This window comes from Nitrosomonas nitrosa (assembly GCF_003051105.1).
Taxonomy (GTDB): Bacteria; Pseudomonadota; Gammaproteobacteria; order Burkholderiales; family Nitrosomonadaceae; genus Nitrosomonas; species Nitrosomonas nitrosa.
Window position 1 is genome coordinate 172,128 of record NZ_QAOO01000002.1, and the last position, 16,701, is coordinate 188,828.

Below are 16,701 nucleotides of genomic sequence, written 5' to 3' on the forward strand. Positions count from 1 at the left end.
GCCCTGGTACAGGGCTCGCTGATCATTCCGAATATATGCATGAGCCGAATTCAACACGTTTTGTGCTGAAATCCCGACTGAGACGGCGGGGCATTTATTTATTGCCCAATCTGTTTACCACTGCGGCATTGTTTGCAGGCTTTTTTGCTATCGTGCAAGCAATGAATGACAACTTCGAGTATTCCGCGATTGCAATTTTTGTCGCAATGGTATTGGATGGTCTGGATGGACGGGTCGCGCGTCTCACACATACGCAGAGCGAGTTTGGTGCCGAATACGATAGCCTGTCGGATATGGTTTCGTTCGGGGTTGCGCCGGCGCTGGTCGTCTATGCCTGGGCATTGAAAGACTTGGACAAATTGGGTTGGATTGCTGCCTTTATCTATTGTGCCTGTGCTGCGTTGAGGCTCGCCCGTTTTAACACCAATATCGAGGTTGTCGATAAACGCTACTTTCAGGGGTTGCCTAGCCCGGCTGCGGCTGCGTTGATTGCCGGATTGGTGTGGGTTGCGTTGGATTTTCAAATAGCAGGGGTGGACATCAAGTGGATAGTATGGGTCGTTACTTTGTTCGCTGGGCTGACGATGGTCAGCAATTTGCCCTACTATAGCGGTAAGGAATTTAATTTACGAAGGCGCATGCCCTTTGTTTCAATTCTGATATTGTTGTTGTTCTTTTTTGCATTGATTCCGAGTCACCCACCGGTCGTGCTATTTGGATTGTTCTCGCTCTATGCGCTATCTGGTTACTTCATGAAATTATGGCAGTTGCGAAAAAGCAAAAATAACGATGGCACGCAAAACCAGGATGGTGCTGAATGATCTTGTTATTGCGGAAATGCCGAAAACGTTTTATATTCTTCGCTATGAAACCTTTTGCGGCTCATAATCTAGTTTACCTTAACTTCTCTTCACTGGCCTTATTGCATTTAATGGGCTTTCTGCTGCGCCCTGGGCGCTGACATTTACTATCTTATTCACTTTTTCTTGTTGATAAATTAAAAAATTCGAAAATCGAATTTTTTAATTACCGTACCGTAACTTAGACTTCATTCGTTGGAGAAGATGATGCGAGATCATTTGATTATTTTTGATACAACCTTGCGTGATGGTGAGCAAAGCCCGGGTGCATCCATGACAAAAGAGGAGAAGGTGCGTATTGCCCGGCATCTTGAGCGCATGGGCGTCGATGTCATTGAGGCGGGATTTCCGGCAGCTTCCAATGGGGACTTCGAAGCTGTCAAAGCGGTAGCAGATGCAGTTAAGGATAGTGTCGTTTGCGGGCTCGCGCGGGCCATTGAAACGGATATCAATCGAGCAGGCGAGGCTTTGCGTGGGGCAAATGCTGCACGCATCCATACCTTTATTGCGACTTCCCCCATTCACATGAAGAATAAATTGCGCATGTCGCCAGAGCAAGTGATCGAGCAGGCAGTTAAAGCAATCAAGTGGGCGCGCCAGTACACAGACAACGTTGAATTTTCGCCTGAAGATGCGGGACGATCGGAGATTGGTTTTCTTTGCCGCGTTTTGGAAGCCGTTATCGATGCGGGCGCGAAAACAGTGAATATTCCCGATACCGTCGGCTATACCATGCCCGAGCAGTTTGGCCTGCTCATCCGCACGCTGCGAGAGCGTATTCCGAATTCGGACAGGGTGATCTTTTCCGTACACTGCCACAATGATCTCGGCTTGGCTGTGGCTAATTCATTATCAGCCGTTATGAATGGCGCCCGGCAAGTAGAGTGTACGATCAATGGATTGGGTGAGCGCGCGGGTAATGCTGCACTTGAAGAAATTGTCATGGCGGTGCGGACTCGGCAGGATTATTTCCCGTGTGATACACGGATCGATACCACCCATATTGTTCCGGCGAGTAAATTGGTTTCGGGCATCACTGGTTTTCCAGTGCAGCCAAATAAAGCCATTGTGGGGGCCAATGCATTCGCTCATGAATCGGGCATTCATCAAGACGGTGTGCTCAAGCATCGCGAGACCTATGAGATTATGCGGGCGGAAGATGTTGGTTGGGGGGCCAATAAATTATTGTTGGGAAAACATTCTGGCCGGAATGCGTTTCGCAGCCGTTTAAAAGAATTGGGGATTGAGCTTGAATCGGAAGAAATGCTGAATACGATGTTTATGCGCTTTAAGGATTTGGCAGATAAAAAACATGAGATATTTGATGAAGATTTGCATGCGTTGGTCTCAGATGAAGTGCATACGCCGGAGGAGCATTTTCGGTTGCTTTCGCTGGTTGCGCATAGTGAAACAGGAGAAGTGCCATTTGCGCGCGTGGTCATCGCTGATGGCAGCAATGAGTGCCATGCCGAGTCGGAAGGAAGTGGCCCGGTTGATGCAACCTATCGGGCGATTGAGAAGATCCTGAATAGTGGTGCTGAACTGCAATTATTTTCAGTCAATAACATTACCAGTGGTACGGATGCGCAAGGCGAAGTAACGGTCAGATTGCAAAAATCCGGAAGAATCGTCAACGGCCACGGCGCGGATACGGATATTGTCGTTGCATCCGCTAAAGCGTATTTGAGCGCATATAACAAGTTGTATAGTAAACTGGAAAGAGCTCACCCACAGGTTTGATCAGAATGAAGCGCTTTTTCTTTTATTTTATTCTACTGGTAACGCTTCTGCCGATAGGGGTGTCAGCAGAAGCATTTCAGTTCAGATTTGAAGACAGCAAGGGAAAAGTGCATCGGCTGAGTGACTATAAAGGGCAATGGGTTCTGGTCAATTTCTGGGCGACCTGGTGTCCTCCCTGTCTGGAGGAAATCCCTGATTTGGTTGCACTTTATAAAGAGCGGCAAGATATCATGGTCATCGGTATCGCAATGGATTACGAGGATAAGGAGACTGTGATGGAATATGCTCAGGCTTTGTCCATTCCTTATCCGGTTGTATTGGGAAGCAGAGAGATCGCTTCACAACTCGACGAATTATCGATGTTACCGAGTACCTATCTATTCGATCCCGATGGTAAGCCCGCAGCGAGAAAAGTTGGATTGCTTACGCGTGAGGATATCGAAGCATTTATTCGGCAATATTAATTTAGAGGTTGGCATAAGGGTGCCTCTTGAAATTCGGGGTTTTGAACAAGACGGGGCGAGCACAAAAAAATGTTGACGCAGCCTTTGATGGATAGGGTAAGAAGCCATTATTTTGTTTTTTTGTGAATGGCAGCGATGTATTGTGACAAATTTTGGATTTTGAGTGACGCTCCTAAGAGTAGTCGAAAGCTTAATTTCTTGCGATCTCCTGAGAATCGGTGTAATGCCAGTTTTTACGCCAAGCATTAAAAACAAGCTCGGGATAGGTTGCCTGGCCGAGACTGCCGTTATATCTACCGAGTGCGCGAAAATAATCACCCTTCTCAATGTCGAGGTAGTGACGCAAGATCGTGCAGCCATAGCGTAAATTGACACGCAGGTGAAAAAGATTATGTTCTTTGCTGCCAATGGTGTCGATCCAGAAGGGCATGACTTGCATGTAGCCACGGGCACCCGCGGTTGAGATGGCATATTTTCTGAAGCCGCTTTCAACCTGGATAATGCTCAAAACTAATTGTGGATCCAGGCCTGCGCGCGTGGCTTCATAATGGACGGTAGTGAGAAATTCCTCACGCTCTTCTTGATCAGGCATGCGTTTTGCCAATCGTGCTGACATGGTGGCGAGCCACACTTTGCTTTCTGTTTCAGATATAGTGATGAAATGCGAGATAGCCTGATCGCTCACGGCTTTTTGCAAGACCGTTCGTGTGCTGGCGGACATCGGTTCGTACATCTGCGGCCCCCCCTGTACGATCGGGGGCGCAAATAATGCAATGAAGCATATTAATTTCCACATAGTGTTGTGGTGATAAATGTCATGATGTCTTTCATAGGGATCATCTGCGATTGTTTGTCACAGCGTCCGCGGTATTCAAACATACCCTCTTTTAGACCTCGCTCACCGATCACTAGCCGATGAGGGACGCCAATCAATTCCATATCGGCAAACATGACCCCAGGACGCTCATCGCGGTCGTCCAGAAGCACTTCAATTTGAGCGGCAGAGAGCGCATGATAGAGTTTGTCTGCTTCGGCCTGTATTTGTGGATTTTTTTTCAAACCGATAGGAATGATAGCAAGCTGGAAGGGGGCAATTGCGACCGGAAAGATGATACCGTGATCATCATGATTTTGCTCAATCGCAGCAGCTACGATGCGTGATACACCAATACCATAACAACCCATTTCCATTGCTTTTGCCTGCCCTGTTTCATCCAGGTAGGTCGCTTTCATTTTTTCAGAATATTTTGTGCGTAATTGAAAGATGTGTCCGACTTCGATACCCCGGCAAATTTCCAGTGTTCCTTTGCCATCGGGTGAAGGGTCGCCAGCGACGACATTGCGGATATCGAAAATATGATTAGGCAATGTCAAATCACGCTCAAAATGAACGTGAGTAAAATGAAAACCTTCTTCATTGGCCCCACAGACGAAATCGCTCATTTCCATTACCGCTTTATCCGCAATAACGCATTTTTCGAGATCGACGGGTCCAATATAGCCCGGTTTGCAGCCCATTTCTGCTAAAATCCTGTCTTCGGTTGCCAATTCGAAATTACTCAAGAACGGAATTTTTCTAAGTTTCGTTTCATTTAATTGATGGTCGCCACGCAGTAGTAATAGATAAAATTGGTTATCGGCAGTAATCGCCAAGGTTTTTACAGTTTTTTGAATAGGAATACCCAGGAATTCTGCAACATCTGCGCATGATTGTTTGCCGGGTGTGGCGGTTTTTTGTTTAGGATCGCCGGGAGCGTCGCGAGGTTTATCAGAAGAAAGGCTTTCAGCCATTTCGATATTGGCTGCATAATCCGAGTTTGGACAGAAAACAATTGCATCTTCGCCTGAGTCCGCGAGGACATGGAATTCGTGAGAGCTGCTGCCGCCCATTGCTCCTGTGTCGGCAGCCACAGCCCGAAAATTCAGACCAATACGAGTAAATATTCGGCTATAGGTATCGTGCATCAACCGGTAGGTTTGTTCCAGACTTGGTAAATTGGTATGAAATGAATAGGCATCTTTCATGATAAACTCGCGTGCTCTCATGACACCGAAACGAGGGCGGATTTCATCGCGAAACTTGGTCTGGATTTGGTAAAAATTCAGGGGTAGCTGGCGGTAGCTTTTGATTTCCTTACGTGCAATATCGGTAATCACTTCTTCATGGGTTGGGCCGAAGCAATAGTCATGTTGGTGCCTATCCTGAATTTTCAGCATTTGTGGCCCAAAAAGCTCCCAGCGCGCTGTTTCTTGCCATAGCTCTGCAGGTTGAACCGCAGGCATTAATAGTTCGATTGCGCCGCTGTTGTTCATTTCTTCGCGAATGATACGTTCAATTTTACGGAGCACCCTCAACCCTAAGGGCATCCAGGTATATAGCCCACTGCCTAGGCGTTTAATGAGCCCCGCTCGTAGCATCAACTTGTGGCTGATTAATTCTGCTTCTGCAGGAGCTTCTTTGAGCGTTGAAATAAAGAATTGAGAAACACGCATTATTGATTCCGTTTGTTTTATCGTTATATTAGAGGTGGAGAGCAGCCATTTTACCTTGAAAAAATAACCATCAATGCGGTTTAAGCGCTGTTACGGCCTATCATATGCGCAAAAGTTTGTGAGAAATGAGGAAATTAAAAGGTGAGAAGTGCCGTTTTTTTATTTTATTTTATGATAGCTTTTAATCTGAGAGAAAGTATGGAAAAATGGCTGATAATTGACGTATCAAATGACGGATGAATCAAATGATCGACCGTAACGGATATCGTCCGAATGTGGGTATTATTTTATTGAATTCGAAAAATGAAGTTTTCTGGGGGAAACGCGTCAAGCAAGATTCTTGGCAATTTCCTCAGGGGGGCATTAAATCGGGTGAGACCCCAACGCAGGCGATGTATCGAGAGTTAACAGAAGAGGTGGGGCTGCAGCCTTATCATGTAGAGATATTGGGGCGTACCCGGGAATGGTTGCGCTATGAGGTTCCTGAATGTTGGATAAGACGGGAATGGCGCAGAAGTTACAAAGGCCAGAAACAAATTTGGTTTTTACTGCGGTTGCTGGGGCGTGATAGCGATGTATCGCTCAGAAAAAGCCCTCATCCTGAATTTGATGCTTGGCGTTGGAATCGATATTGGGTAGAGTTGGATTCGGTTGTCGAGTTTAAGCGTCAAGTTTATCGACAGGCACTCATAGAATTATCACGCTTACTTGATTGTGACATTGGGCAAGGCAGTGATTATGGTTATGGAGAAGATGAGCAGAGTGCTTCTAAGGTTGCTGTCACTTCCGTGAAAACGCAAAAGTGATTGTTAAGTGAGTAGCATAAATGGCTAACAACAAATGAATGTTAGCTATTTTTTTTGTAAAATTTTATTGGGTAATACACATTGGATTAGGGCGTAATCGGCTGCGCCATTACAGCCGTTTTTTTTTAGGAGATTCTCAATGGTGATGCGTACGCTAGCTGCTTCGCTATTATCAATTGGCGTGATAGTTACGTCGATGCAAGTATCTGCTGCAAATGAACCGATTCAACCCATTAAACCAGTAAAGCCAGAAAATGCGGAATTGGTTGAACTCGGGAAAATGTTGTTTTTCGATCCTCGTTTATCCAAATCAGGCTTCATTTCGTGTAATTCCTGCCATAACCTGAGTATGGGAGGTACAGACAATATTAAAACTTCCATTGGTCATAAATGGCAGCAAGGACCAATCAATGCACCTACGGTGTTGAATGCGAGCATGAATCTAGCCCAATTCTGGGATGGCCGGGCAAAAGATTTGAAAGAGCAAGCTGGTGGGCCTATCGCTAACCCAGGTGAGATGGCTTCGACGCATGATATGGCTGTCAAAGTGATCAAATCGATTCCTCAATACCAGGCACAATTCGATAAAGCGTTCGGTTCGAAGGAAGTGGATATCGACCGTGTGACGACTGCAATTGCTGCTTTCGAGGAAACGCTGGTTACACCCGACTCCCGCTTTGATAAGTGGCTGGAAGGTGATAAAGATGCGCTGACGAAAGAGGAATTGGAAGGCTATAAGCTATTTAAGAGCAGCGGCTGCACAAAATGCCATAATGGTCCGGTAGTTGGCGGTAATTCATTCGAAAAAATGGGTGTCTATAAACCTTACAAAACAGATAATCCCGCAGTCGGCCGTATGGAAGTGACTGGTAAGGAAGATGACCGTTTCGTATTTAAAGTACCTACATTACGGAATGTGGAATTGACCTACCCTTATTTTCATGATGGAGGCGCGGCTTCACTGGAGGAAGCCGTCGAAATCATGGGTAAGTTACAAGTAAATCGTGAATTCAATAAAGAAGAGATTGCCAACATTGTGGCATTTCTAAAAACATTGACTGGCAAACAACCTGATTTCAAATTGCCCATTTTGCCACCATCCAATAACTCAACACCAAAACCTCAACCTTTTGAATAAAAGGTTTTTAGGGGTGGGGTTGCCTTATAATAATTAAATTCGAGATATTTTCTGGTTGACCCAGGCTGTAGTCGGTCTGGGTAGTTTTTTTTGTAAATTTATTTTTGACCAGCAAATTATTCTTGAGCCTGGAGAATTCCATGGTCAACTTCCTAATTTGATCTGCCTCTTGCCGAAAGAGAGGGAATTGTCTTTCGGGTTCCATTGCCAGCCTCATTGTCTTGAGCATTGAATCATCGAATTCCTGTATCATCAATCGCCATTACAATATTTTTTATCTTTGGGCTGATTCTGAGGGAAATGGAGTATGCGTAATTACGCTATATTTTCGATAGGCTCACAATTCCTCTGGTGTGGGTGATAAAATCGGTAACCAATCTTCCATGCATTTATATTCTCAACTCTATCCTGTATCTCTTTAGCCCCATGAGGAACGATTATCTCGAAAGAATTCTTACTGCGCGCGTTTATGATGTCGCTGTAGAAACACCCCTTGAGGAGGCGACCAATCTCTCAGCACGTATCCATAATCGAGTTTTTCTGAAACGAGAAGATGTGCAGCGTGTGTTTTCGTTTAAATTGCGCGGTGCCTACAACAAAATGGCGAACCTATCATCCGCAGCGCTGAAACGGGGCGTGATCGCGGCTTCTGCAGGTAATCATGCGCAAGGGGTCGCCTTGTCTGCGCAAAAGCTGGGTTGTTCAGCCACCATTGTGATGCCAGTCACCACGCCCCAAATCAAGATTAATGCCGTGATGGCGTTAGGTGCGACAGTATTGCTTCATGGTGATTCCTATAATGATGCCTATGAGCATGCATTAGAGCTTACGCAGCAGGAACAGGCAACTTTTGTGCACCCTTATGACGATCCTGATGTGATTGCCGGGCAGGGGACAGTAGGGATGGAGATTCTTCGTCAGCAAGGAGGTGACATCCATGCCATCTTTGTTCCCATTGGCGGGGGCGGGCTTATTTCAGGGATAGCGGCATATGTAAAGAGGCTCTATCCTGCGATTAAGATTATCGGGGTAGAACCGACTGATTCAGATGCCATGTTTCGATCCCTACAGAAAGGGCGCCGTGTGAAGCTTGCACAGGTAGGGTTATTTGCTGATGGTGTGGCGGTCAGACATGTCGGCAAGGAGACTTTTCGATTATGCAGAGAGTTTGTGGACGAAATCCTGCTGGTAGATTCAGATGCTATCTGTGCGGCCATAAAAGATGTATTTGAAGATACGCGCGCCATTCTTGAGCCATCAGGCGCACTCTCCGTAGCAGGGCTCAAAGCATACGTGGAGCGCGAAAAACTTATTCATAGCACGTTGGTTGCTGTCGCATCGGGTGCCAACATGAATTTTGACCGACTACGTCATGTTTCAGAGCGTGCTGAGTTAGGTGAGCAGCGCGAAGCCGTGATGGCCGTCACCATTCCGGAAGAGCCTGGGAGTTTCAAGAAATTTTGTTCGCTATTAGGGGCGAGAAGTATTACCGAGTTCAATTATCGTTATGCTGATCCGAAAGAAGCCCATGTTTTCGTTGGTGTCTCAGTGCATAATCGTGAAGAAGCAGATCAGTTGATCAAGAGTCTGGAAGAAAGTGGATTACGCACAGAAGATCTTAGTCATAATGAAATGGCAAAATTGCATATTCGTCACATGGTAGGCGGGCGTTCAAGAGATGTGAAGAATGAAATTATTTATCGATTCGAATTTCCCGATAGACCAGGTGCCTTGATGAACTTTCTTAATAATATGAGTCATTTGTGGAATATCAGTTTATTTCATTATCGTAATCATGGAGCTGATTTCGGCCGTGTGCTGGTCGGTATGGAAGTGCCATCCAGTGAGAAAGCTGATTTTAAGCATTTTCTGGATAACCTTGGTTATCGATATTGGGATGAAAGTAGTAATCCAGCTTATAAATTATTCTTGGGATAAGCAAGTTTGATCGTTTCAAACACCTCATGATTTATTTTTTTAAGTCATCCGGCGCCAAATAGTAAGGATGAAGAATAATGGCGACCGCTATTGACTTGCCTCGTTTTGTGATTACGTAAAATCGTGTTAAGTTGGAATCTGAGTATTTTTTGTATCAAAATTGTCCACTACGATTCATCACTTATATTTTTTTCAAGTTTTCCCCTTGCATTTGTTGACATCCAGTTGCAATATCTATTACCTACAAACGGTATATTTCGATAATCCTGTCGGTTGGAGGTGAGCTCATTAAGTAATAAAGTAAGAATTAAGTAGGCGTCTCATCTAATAATTAAAACGAGAATTAAAAATAGAAACAAAAATAGGGGGGGTATTCATGAGTGCAAAGGGGCAATTATTACAAGATCCATTTTTAAATATCTTGCGGAAGGAACATATTCCTGTATCCATTTATTTGGTCAATGGCATTAAGTTGCAGGGGCATATTGATTCGTTTGATCAATATGTCGTGCTATTAAAAAATTCAGTTACACAAATGGTGTACAAACATGCAATTTCTACTGTGGTCCCGGCAAGAGCTGTAGCCATTCCTATCGAGGCGCCTACTGTACGTGATGCTTGATTCTGGAGGGATAACGCCAAATGAGAGTAATAGCGCAGTATTAGTAGGTCTAGATTTTGGTGATGACAATGGAGAGCGCTTAGAAGAGTTGCGTCAGCTTGCCATTAGCGATCAACTTAAAGTTTTGGCTGTCGTCAAGGGGAAGCGTTCTCGGCCCGATCCAGCTACCTACGTAGGAAAAGGAAAAATAGATGAGATTCGTCTGCTTCTGAGTGAAACAAGCGCATCTTTAGTCATATTCAATCATGAGCTTTCTCCTATTCAGCAACGAAATTTAGCGGAGCAACTCCAGTGTCGAGTCATTGATCGTACCAGTCTGATCTTGGATATTTTTGCGCAGCGTGCTAAAAGCCGAGAAGGCAAATTGCAAGTTGAGCTCGCTCAGTTGGAGTATCTTGCTTCACGTCTAGTGCGGGGCTGGACGCACTTGGAAAGGCAAAAAGGGGGGATTGGGCTGCGTGGCCCGGGAGAAACTCAGCTTGAAACTGATCGGCGCTTATTGGCTAAAAGAGTAAAATTTTTGAAAGAAAAACTGAAAGTGCTCCAGCGCCAGCGAAATGTTCAAAGGCGTGCCAGGCAGCGCTCCAAAGTGATGACGCTATCCATTGTGGGTTATACCAATGCGGGTAAATCAACTTTATTTAATCGTTTAACGCAGGCGCAGTCTTATGCGGCTGACCAGCTATTTGCTACGCTCGATACGACGACTCGAAAATTATTCATTCCAAACTGCGGCTACGTCGTTATTTCTGATACAGTGGGTTTTATACGTGAGCTACCTCATACATTAGTTGCGGCTTTCCGCGCAACGTTGGAAGAAACAGTGCAAGCTGATATGCTATTGCATGTTGTTGATGCAGTGAGTCCTGTTCGTGATGAGCAAATCAGAGAGGTCAATAAACTGCTGAAAGAAATTGGTGCAGATAATATTCCACAAATTTTGATCTTCAATAAGATCGATTGTGCGGAATCGAATCGTGCTGCAAGTTACGTCCGAGATGAGTATGGTAGAATAGCGTGTATTCGATTAAGTGCTAAGACCGGTGAAGGGCTAGATTTCGTTAAAATAGCCCTCGCGGAAGCAATTGCGCAGAGTTCTGTAGAGTCAAGAGAGCGCTTCTTAGAAGTTGGAATTTGAGCAATAGCAGAGCTACGGCTTTTTTAGAACGAAAGAAAGGATTAAATTATCATGGGATTAAACGATCCTCAATGGGGAAGAAGAAAAGGCAATTCTAGCCCACCAGACCTGGATGAAGTGTTGCGTAACATCAGCAAAAAGATCAACGATCTTTTTGGCCGTAAAGGTGGCGGTGGCAGTGGTAACGAGGAAAGGCCAGGGGAAGAAGGCCCCAGAAGGCAAGGTAGCGGTAGTATCGTTGTCTTGATTTTCCTGTTGCTTGGTGTGTGGTTAGCCAGCGGCTTTTATATTGTTGATGAAGGTCAGCGAGGTGTCGTGCTGCGGTTTGGTAAACACGTGGATACGACGCAAGCAGGTTTGCGTTGGCATATACCTTATCCAATTGAAAAGGTAGAGGCCGTTAACGTAAGTCAAGTGCGTACGGTAGAAATTGGGTATCGAAATAATGTACGAAGCAAAGTGTTGAAAGAATCGCTAATGCTGACGGATGATGAGAACATCATTGATATTCAATTTGCGGTCCAATACATTTTGAATGATCCTGAGAATTTCCTATTCAATAATCGTGATCCTGATAGTGCCGTATTACAAGTTGCGGAGTCTGCTATTCGTGAAGTGATCGGTAAAAGCAAGATGGATTTTGTTCTGTACGAGGGACGTGAGGAAGTTACCGCTCGAACAACCGAACTCATGCAGACCATATTGGATCGTTACGAAATCGGGATCACGGTCAGTCGGGTTACCATGCAGAATGCGCAGCCGCCTGAACAAGTCCAGGCCGCTTTTGATGATGCGGTAAAAGCGGGTCAAGACAGAGAACGGCAACGTAATGAAGGTCAAGCGTATGCGAACGATGTCATACCAAGAGCGCGCGGTGCGGCAGCACGCTTAATGGAGGAAGCCAGTGGTTACCAGCAACGCGTGATATCTAGCGCAGAGGGTGATGCCAGCCGTTTCGAGCAGATACTTGTCGAATATAGCAAGGCTCCTGGCGTGACGCGTGATCGCTTGTATATAGACATGATGCAGCAAGTGCTTTCCAATACCAGTAAAATTCTAATAGATCAAGAGGGCGGCAATAATCTGCTTTATCTGCCACTGGACAAATTAATTCAAATGGATGGAAGCGTACAAAGACAGCCCATGACGATGCAAACTCAAACAATTCAAGAAACGCCTGATGTAAATACACGAACACGCGAATCATTCCGCAGCCGTGAACGGGAGGTAAGATAACATGGGGAAATTATCATCAGTTTTATCAGGTATAGCTGCAGTACTGATTTTGGTGGCAAGCACCGCTATCTATATCGTTGATGAGCGAGAGCAGGCGATTTTGTTCCAATTGGGGGAAGTGATCGATGTGAAAACTGAACCGGGATTGTATTTTAAATTGCCTATTGCTCAGAATGTTCGTTACTTCGACCGCCGAATTCTTACGATGGATACCGAAGAACCGGAACGTTTCATTACTTCGGAAAAGAAAAACGTTTTGGTGGATCTGTTCGTGAAGTGGCGTATTGTCGATGTGAAACAGTATTACATCAGTGTGCGTGGTGATGAGACACTCGCAAAAACGCGTTTATCGCAAACTGTAAATTCGAGCATGCGTGATGAGTTTGGTAATCGTACCGTCCATGATGTGGTATCTGGTGAACGGGATCGTATTATGGAAATTATGCGCCAGAAAGCGAATGTCGATGCTCAGAAAATCGGTGTCGAAGTCGTTGATGTCCGCTTGAAACGTGTCGATTTGCCACAAGAAGTCAGTGAGTCGGTGTATCGAAGAATGGAAGCAGAACGGAAGCGGGTGGCCAATGAATTACGTTCAACAGGTGCTGCTGAAGCTGAAAAGATTCGAGCAGATGCCGATCGGCAACGTGAAGTGATTCTTGCAGAGGCCTATCGTGAAGCTCAAAAAATCATGGGGGAAGGGGATAGTCAGGCAGCGGCTATCTATGCCAGTGCTTTTGAGAAAAATTCTGAATTCTATACCTTCTACCGAAGTATGGAAGCTTATAAGCAGTCCTTCAAGAATAAAACGGATATGCTGGTGATAGAACCGAATTCTGAGTTTTTTAGATATCTGAATAGTACAAATACAAAAGCTAAGTAAAATTAATATCTTATTTGCCACTTTTCATTTTTCTAGGAAAATTGATCTGATAAAGTAATAGCATTCATTTTAGAGAATGCTATACCGTCAAGAAATTAGTCGGAGATATGTTATATGTGGGATACCTTTCTAATGGCCATTGCATTGATGTTGGTATTGGAAGGTATTCTGCCTTTCACTTTCCCCAACGCATGGCGCGATACGTTTAGAAAGCTCGTTGAACTAGACGATGGTCAAATACGTTTTATTGGCTTGACGTCAATGGTGATAGGGCTGATAGTGCTTTATTTCGTTAATTAAATTCTTGTAATAACCCCTTTTTTAGCTGAACGGTTAATAGTTCGTAAGAATGCGTAATTGGCTTCTTCCTGAATATATCGAGGATGTTTTACCCTCCGAAGCGCTACGTATTGAAAAAATGCGTCGGCGTGTTTTGGATCTACTCCTTGTCCATGGCTATCATTATGTAATTCCTCCCCTACTTGAGTATGTGGAATCCTTGTTATCGGGAAGTGGAAGCGATATGGATCTACGTATGTTCAAGGTATTGGATCAGCTGAGTGGCAGAATGATGGGGCTGCGTGCGGATATTACACCGCAAACAGCCCGAATCGATGCGCATTTATTGAATGCCAAGGGAGTGACTCGGTTATGTTATGCCAGCAGCGTATTACATACTGTGCCCTGTGAAATTACGCGTACCCGGGAGCCTTTTCAAATCGGGGCTGAGTTATATGGTCACGCCGGTTTGGAAAGCGATCTCGAGATTCAGCGCTTAATGCTGAAATGTTTGATGATATCGGGTATAGATAAAATTCATCTTGACCTTGGTCATGTGGCCATCTTCCGCAGCCTGATCAGGGACACGGGTGTGCTCCCGGAATTTGAGGTGGATTTGTATAATGTTTTGCAAACTAAAGATACTGCGGCATTGAAAGAGTTGTTATCCACAGGGCTCGATAAGCGGTTAGATCGGCATACGCGAGATGCTTTAATGCTACTGCCTGAGTTGTATGGTGATAAAAAAATCTTGATCGAAGCACGCAAAATGCTTCCTGGTTACCCAGAAATCGAAAATGCGCTCCATCAGCTTACGGTGATTGAGGATGAATTAAAAAGCTATGTGAATACGATTACTTTCGACTTGGCCGATTTACGTGGCTACCACTATCACACGGGAATGGTATTTGCTGCCTATGTGCAGGAAAGTGCTAATGCAATCGCCTTGGGTGGCCGTTACGATGAAATTGGCAAGGCTTTTGGAAGAGCACGGCCAGCTACGGGATTTAGTATGGATCTGCGAGAACTGTCGAGACTAACACGACTGGAGGATTGCCCTAAGGCGATTTTGGCGCCTTATAAAAGGGATGACGAAGCGCTCGACAAAACAATGGAACGGCTCCGAGCCGAAGGCCATATCGTTATAACGGACTTACCAGGAAATGAAATTGAAGAAGATCCCGCCTGCTATGATAAGAAGCTAATCTTTCATAATGGTGTATGGGAAGTTGTGGATATTTAGATCACCTGTATACATCGAGAGAAAAGATTCTAAGATATGGCCAAGAATGTTGTAGTAATTGGAACTCAATGGGGGGATGAAGGAAAGGGCAAAATTGTTGATTGGTTAACGGATCATGCCGCGGGGGTTGTGCGATTCCAGGGGGGGCACAATGCCGGTCATACACTGGTCATCGGCGATAAAAAGACCATTCTGCACCTTGTTCCCTCGGGTATTTTGCGCGAACATGTCATCTGCTATATCGGCAATGGCGTTGTCTTGTCTCCGCAAGCGCTGCTAGAAGAAATCGATATGCTTGAGAAAGCAGGCATTGATGTCTGTCAGAGACTAAGAATTAGTGAAGCTTGTCCACTGATCCTCCCCCATCATATCGCTTTAGATAATGCGCGTGAAGCAGCAAGAGGCTCGGACAAGATTGGCACGACGGGGCGTGGCATCGGCCCAGCCTATGAGGATAAAGTTGCGCGACGCGCAATTCGCTTACAGGATTTGCTCTATCGCGAGCGATTTATCGCCAAGCTGGAAGAAATACTTGATTATCACAATTTCGTCCTGAAAAATTATTTTCATGCACCCATTGTAGATTTAAATAGCACCATTGATGAAAGCTTGCTATATGCAGAACGAATCAGGCCACTCGTGGCGGATATTCCGCAAATGCTGTACGAAACCAATAAAGCGGGTAACAATCTTTTATTCGAGGGTGCGCAGGGTGCGCTGCTGGATATTGATCATGGCACCTACCCCTTTGTAACCTCGAGTAATTGTATCGCGGGTGCTGCAACCTCGGGTAGTGGGGTAGGACCTCAGGCATTGCATTATGTGCTTGGTATCACGAAGGCTTATACTACACGTGTCGGCTCGGGGCCATTTCCTACCGAACTTAATGACGCAGTAGGTGAACATTTAGCGAGGTGTGGCCATGAATTTGGCTCCACCACGGGCCGACCGCGTCGTTGTGGCTGGTTTGATACGGTGGCAATGAAGCGCTCTACACAGATTAATGGTGTGTCGGGTCTCTGTATTACGAAATTGGATGTCCTTGATGGTATCGAAACCCTTAAGCTTTGTATAGGTTATAAAATTAGCAGTCATGGCCAAGCGGAAGAGAAATTACTCAAAGTTCTGCCCGTGGGCGCTGAGGAGTTGATCGCTTGTGAGCCTATCTATGAAGAGATGCCGGGATGGACTGAAAGTACCCAAGGTATCAGGGAGTTCAAACGATTGCCTCAAGCGGCGCAGAACTATTTAAAGCGCTTGGAAGAGATCTGCGAAGTGCCTGTCGATATGATTTCAACCGGCCCTGATCGAGAAGAAACGATTGTTTCTAAACACCCATTTAAATAACCGAATGATCATGCGTATTTATCGGTGGCCTTCCTGTTTTCTCCACTCTTGAGAAAGCGTATCGGAGAGCGCTCGCCATTTTTTTATAGTGGCCTCTTTTTTGGCGTTGGCCGCTTTTAATTCTTCTTCGGCAGACTTGAGTTCTTGCTCTGTTTCAACAATCCGTTGTTTGAAATACATTAACTGTTCTTGCTTGGTTTTGGCCTGATATTCAGCTGCCTCAGCCTCACGCTCAGCTTGTTTCATTTGCTCGTAAGCAAAATTGGTTTTCTGCTGCAAACTGAGAATATCTTCCGCAAAAGCTGATGACAGCAATATGACATTCAATAACAATAGAACCGATCGCATATTGACAACCTTTCTCATATTAATACTAAAGTTTCGGTGTTCGCGTAACATCAATAACATATTGATATATAAAGACAATAGTGTTCTAGAAGGGTATAATATTGCTTGCCTAGAAATATTATTAACTCCTAATAGAACACTCATGAATCCTGTCACAAAAATTACAGTT

The 16,701-nt window shown here is 45.0% G+C and carries 16 protein-coding genes; 13 read left to right on the forward strand and 3 right to left on the reverse strand.

All coding sequences use genetic code 11. The features are described from left to right. Positions 1–35 precede the first annotated feature (35 nt). From pssA to C8R30_RS01755, 3 genes are all read left to right on the forward strand, one after another. Entirely contained in the window at positions 36–821 is a 786-nt protein-coding gene (pssA, locus tag C8R30_RS01745; RefSeq protein ID WP_090665655.1) for a CDP-diacylglycerol--serine O-phosphatidyltransferase, read from the forward strand. Positions 822–1,067: 246 nt separating this feature from the next. Then, entirely contained in the window at positions 1,068–2,600 is a 1,533-nt protein-coding gene (locus tag C8R30_RS01750) for a 2-isopropylmalate synthase (protein ID WP_090665653.1), read from the forward strand. Between the two features lie 5 nt (positions 2,601–2,605). After that, positions 2,606–3,064 (forward strand): TlpA family protein disulfide reductase, encoded by a 459-nt coding sequence (locus tag C8R30_RS01755; RefSeq protein ID WP_090665651.1) that lies wholly within the window; start codon positions 2,606–2,608, stop codon positions 3,062–3,064. Between the two features lie 190 nt (positions 3,065–3,254). On the opposite strand, the gene C8R30_RS01760 is transcribed toward C8R30_RS01755, so the two are convergent. Both C8R30_RS01760 and C8R30_RS01765 read right to left on the reverse strand, forming a co-directional pair. Next, positions 3,255–3,860 carry a lytic transglycosylase domain-containing protein gene (locus C8R30_RS01760; RefSeq protein ID WP_090665650.1) on the reverse strand — a complete coding sequence of 202 codons (606 nt, stop codon included), beginning with the start codon at positions 3,858–3,860 and terminating at the stop codon, positions 3,255–3,257. Next, a complete protein-coding gene (locus tag C8R30_RS01765) occupies positions 3,848–5,557 on the reverse strand; it encodes a proline--tRNA ligase (RefSeq protein ID WP_090665648.1) in 1,710 nt (569 codons plus the stop codon). Before C8R30_RS01765 ends, C8R30_RS01760 begins: the two co-directional genes overlap by 13 nt. A 245-nt stretch (positions 5,558–5,802) precedes the next feature. Here C8R30_RS01765 and C8R30_RS01770 point away from each other — a divergent pair, with 245 nt between their 5' ends. The 10 genes from C8R30_RS01770 to C8R30_RS01820 all read left to right on the forward strand — a co-directional run bounded on the left by C8R30_RS01770 (position 5,803) and on the right by C8R30_RS01820 (position 16,184). After that, a complete protein-coding gene (locus C8R30_RS01770; RefSeq protein WP_090665811.1) occupies positions 5,803–6,363 on the forward strand; it encodes an RNA pyrophosphohydrolase in 561 nt (186 codons plus the stop codon). A gap of 139 nt (positions 6,364–6,502) precedes the next feature. Continuing rightward, positions 6,503–7,501 (forward strand): cytochrome-c peroxidase, encoded by a 999-nt coding sequence (locus tag C8R30_RS01775; protein ID WP_090665646.1) that lies wholly within the window; start codon positions 6,503–6,505, stop codon positions 7,499–7,501. A gap of 426 nt (positions 7,502–7,927) precedes the next feature. Then, the gene (gene ilvA, locus C8R30_RS01785; RefSeq protein ID WP_107789389.1) at positions 7,928–9,439 is read left to right on the forward strand and encodes a threonine ammonia-lyase, biosynthetic; all 1,512 of its coding nucleotides are present in this window, start codon (positions 7,928–7,930) and stop codon (positions 9,437–9,439) included. A gap of 376 nt (positions 9,440–9,815) precedes the next feature. Next, positions 9,816–10,061 carry an RNA chaperone Hfq gene (hfq, locus tag C8R30_RS01790; RefSeq protein ID WP_090665640.1) on the forward strand — a complete coding sequence of 82 codons (246 nt, stop codon included), beginning with the start codon at positions 9,816–9,818 and terminating at the stop codon, positions 10,059–10,061. Then, positions 10,054–11,199 carry a GTPase HflX gene (hflX, locus tag C8R30_RS01795; RefSeq protein WP_107783195.1) on the forward strand — a complete coding sequence of 382 codons (1,146 nt, stop codon included), beginning with the start codon at positions 10,054–10,056 and terminating at the stop codon, positions 11,197–11,199. The genes hfq and hflX overlap by 8 nt, the downstream gene beginning before the upstream one ends. A gap of 51 nt (positions 11,200–11,250) precedes the next feature. After that, positions 11,251–12,435, forward strand: coding sequence for an FtsH protease activity modulator HflK (gene hflK, locus C8R30_RS01800; protein WP_107789390.1), 1,185 nt, complete (start codon positions 11,251–11,253; stop codon positions 12,433–12,435). A gap of 1 nt (position 12,436) precedes the next feature. Further along, on the forward strand, positions 12,437–13,315 hold the full coding sequence (gene hflC / locus C8R30_RS01805; protein WP_107789391.1) for a protease modulator HflC: 879 nt from the start codon (positions 12,437–12,439) through the stop codon (positions 13,313–13,315). 114 nt (positions 13,316–13,429) lie between these two features. Then, positions 13,430–13,615 carry a DUF2065 domain-containing protein gene (locus C8R30_RS01810; RefSeq protein WP_090665632.1) on the forward strand — a complete coding sequence of 62 codons (186 nt, stop codon included), beginning with the start codon at positions 13,430–13,432 and terminating at the stop codon, positions 13,613–13,615. Between the two features lie 49 nt (positions 13,616–13,664). After that, positions 13,665–14,837, forward strand: coding sequence for an ATP phosphoribosyltransferase regulatory subunit (locus tag C8R30_RS01815; RefSeq protein WP_107789392.1), 1,173 nt, complete (start codon positions 13,665–13,667; stop codon positions 14,835–14,837). 36 nt (positions 14,838–14,873) lie between these two features. Then, positions 14,874–16,184, forward strand: a complete 1,311-nt coding sequence (locus C8R30_RS01820; protein ID WP_090665629.1) for an adenylosuccinate synthase — start codon at positions 14,874–14,876, stop codon at positions 16,182–16,184. Between the two features lie 18 nt (positions 16,185–16,202). On the opposite strand, the gene C8R30_RS01825 is transcribed toward C8R30_RS01820, so the two are convergent. Then, a partial coding sequence (locus tag C8R30_RS01825) for a hypothetical protein (RefSeq protein WP_219908807.1) occupies positions 16,203–16,701 on the reverse strand: 499 nt, incomplete at its 5' end.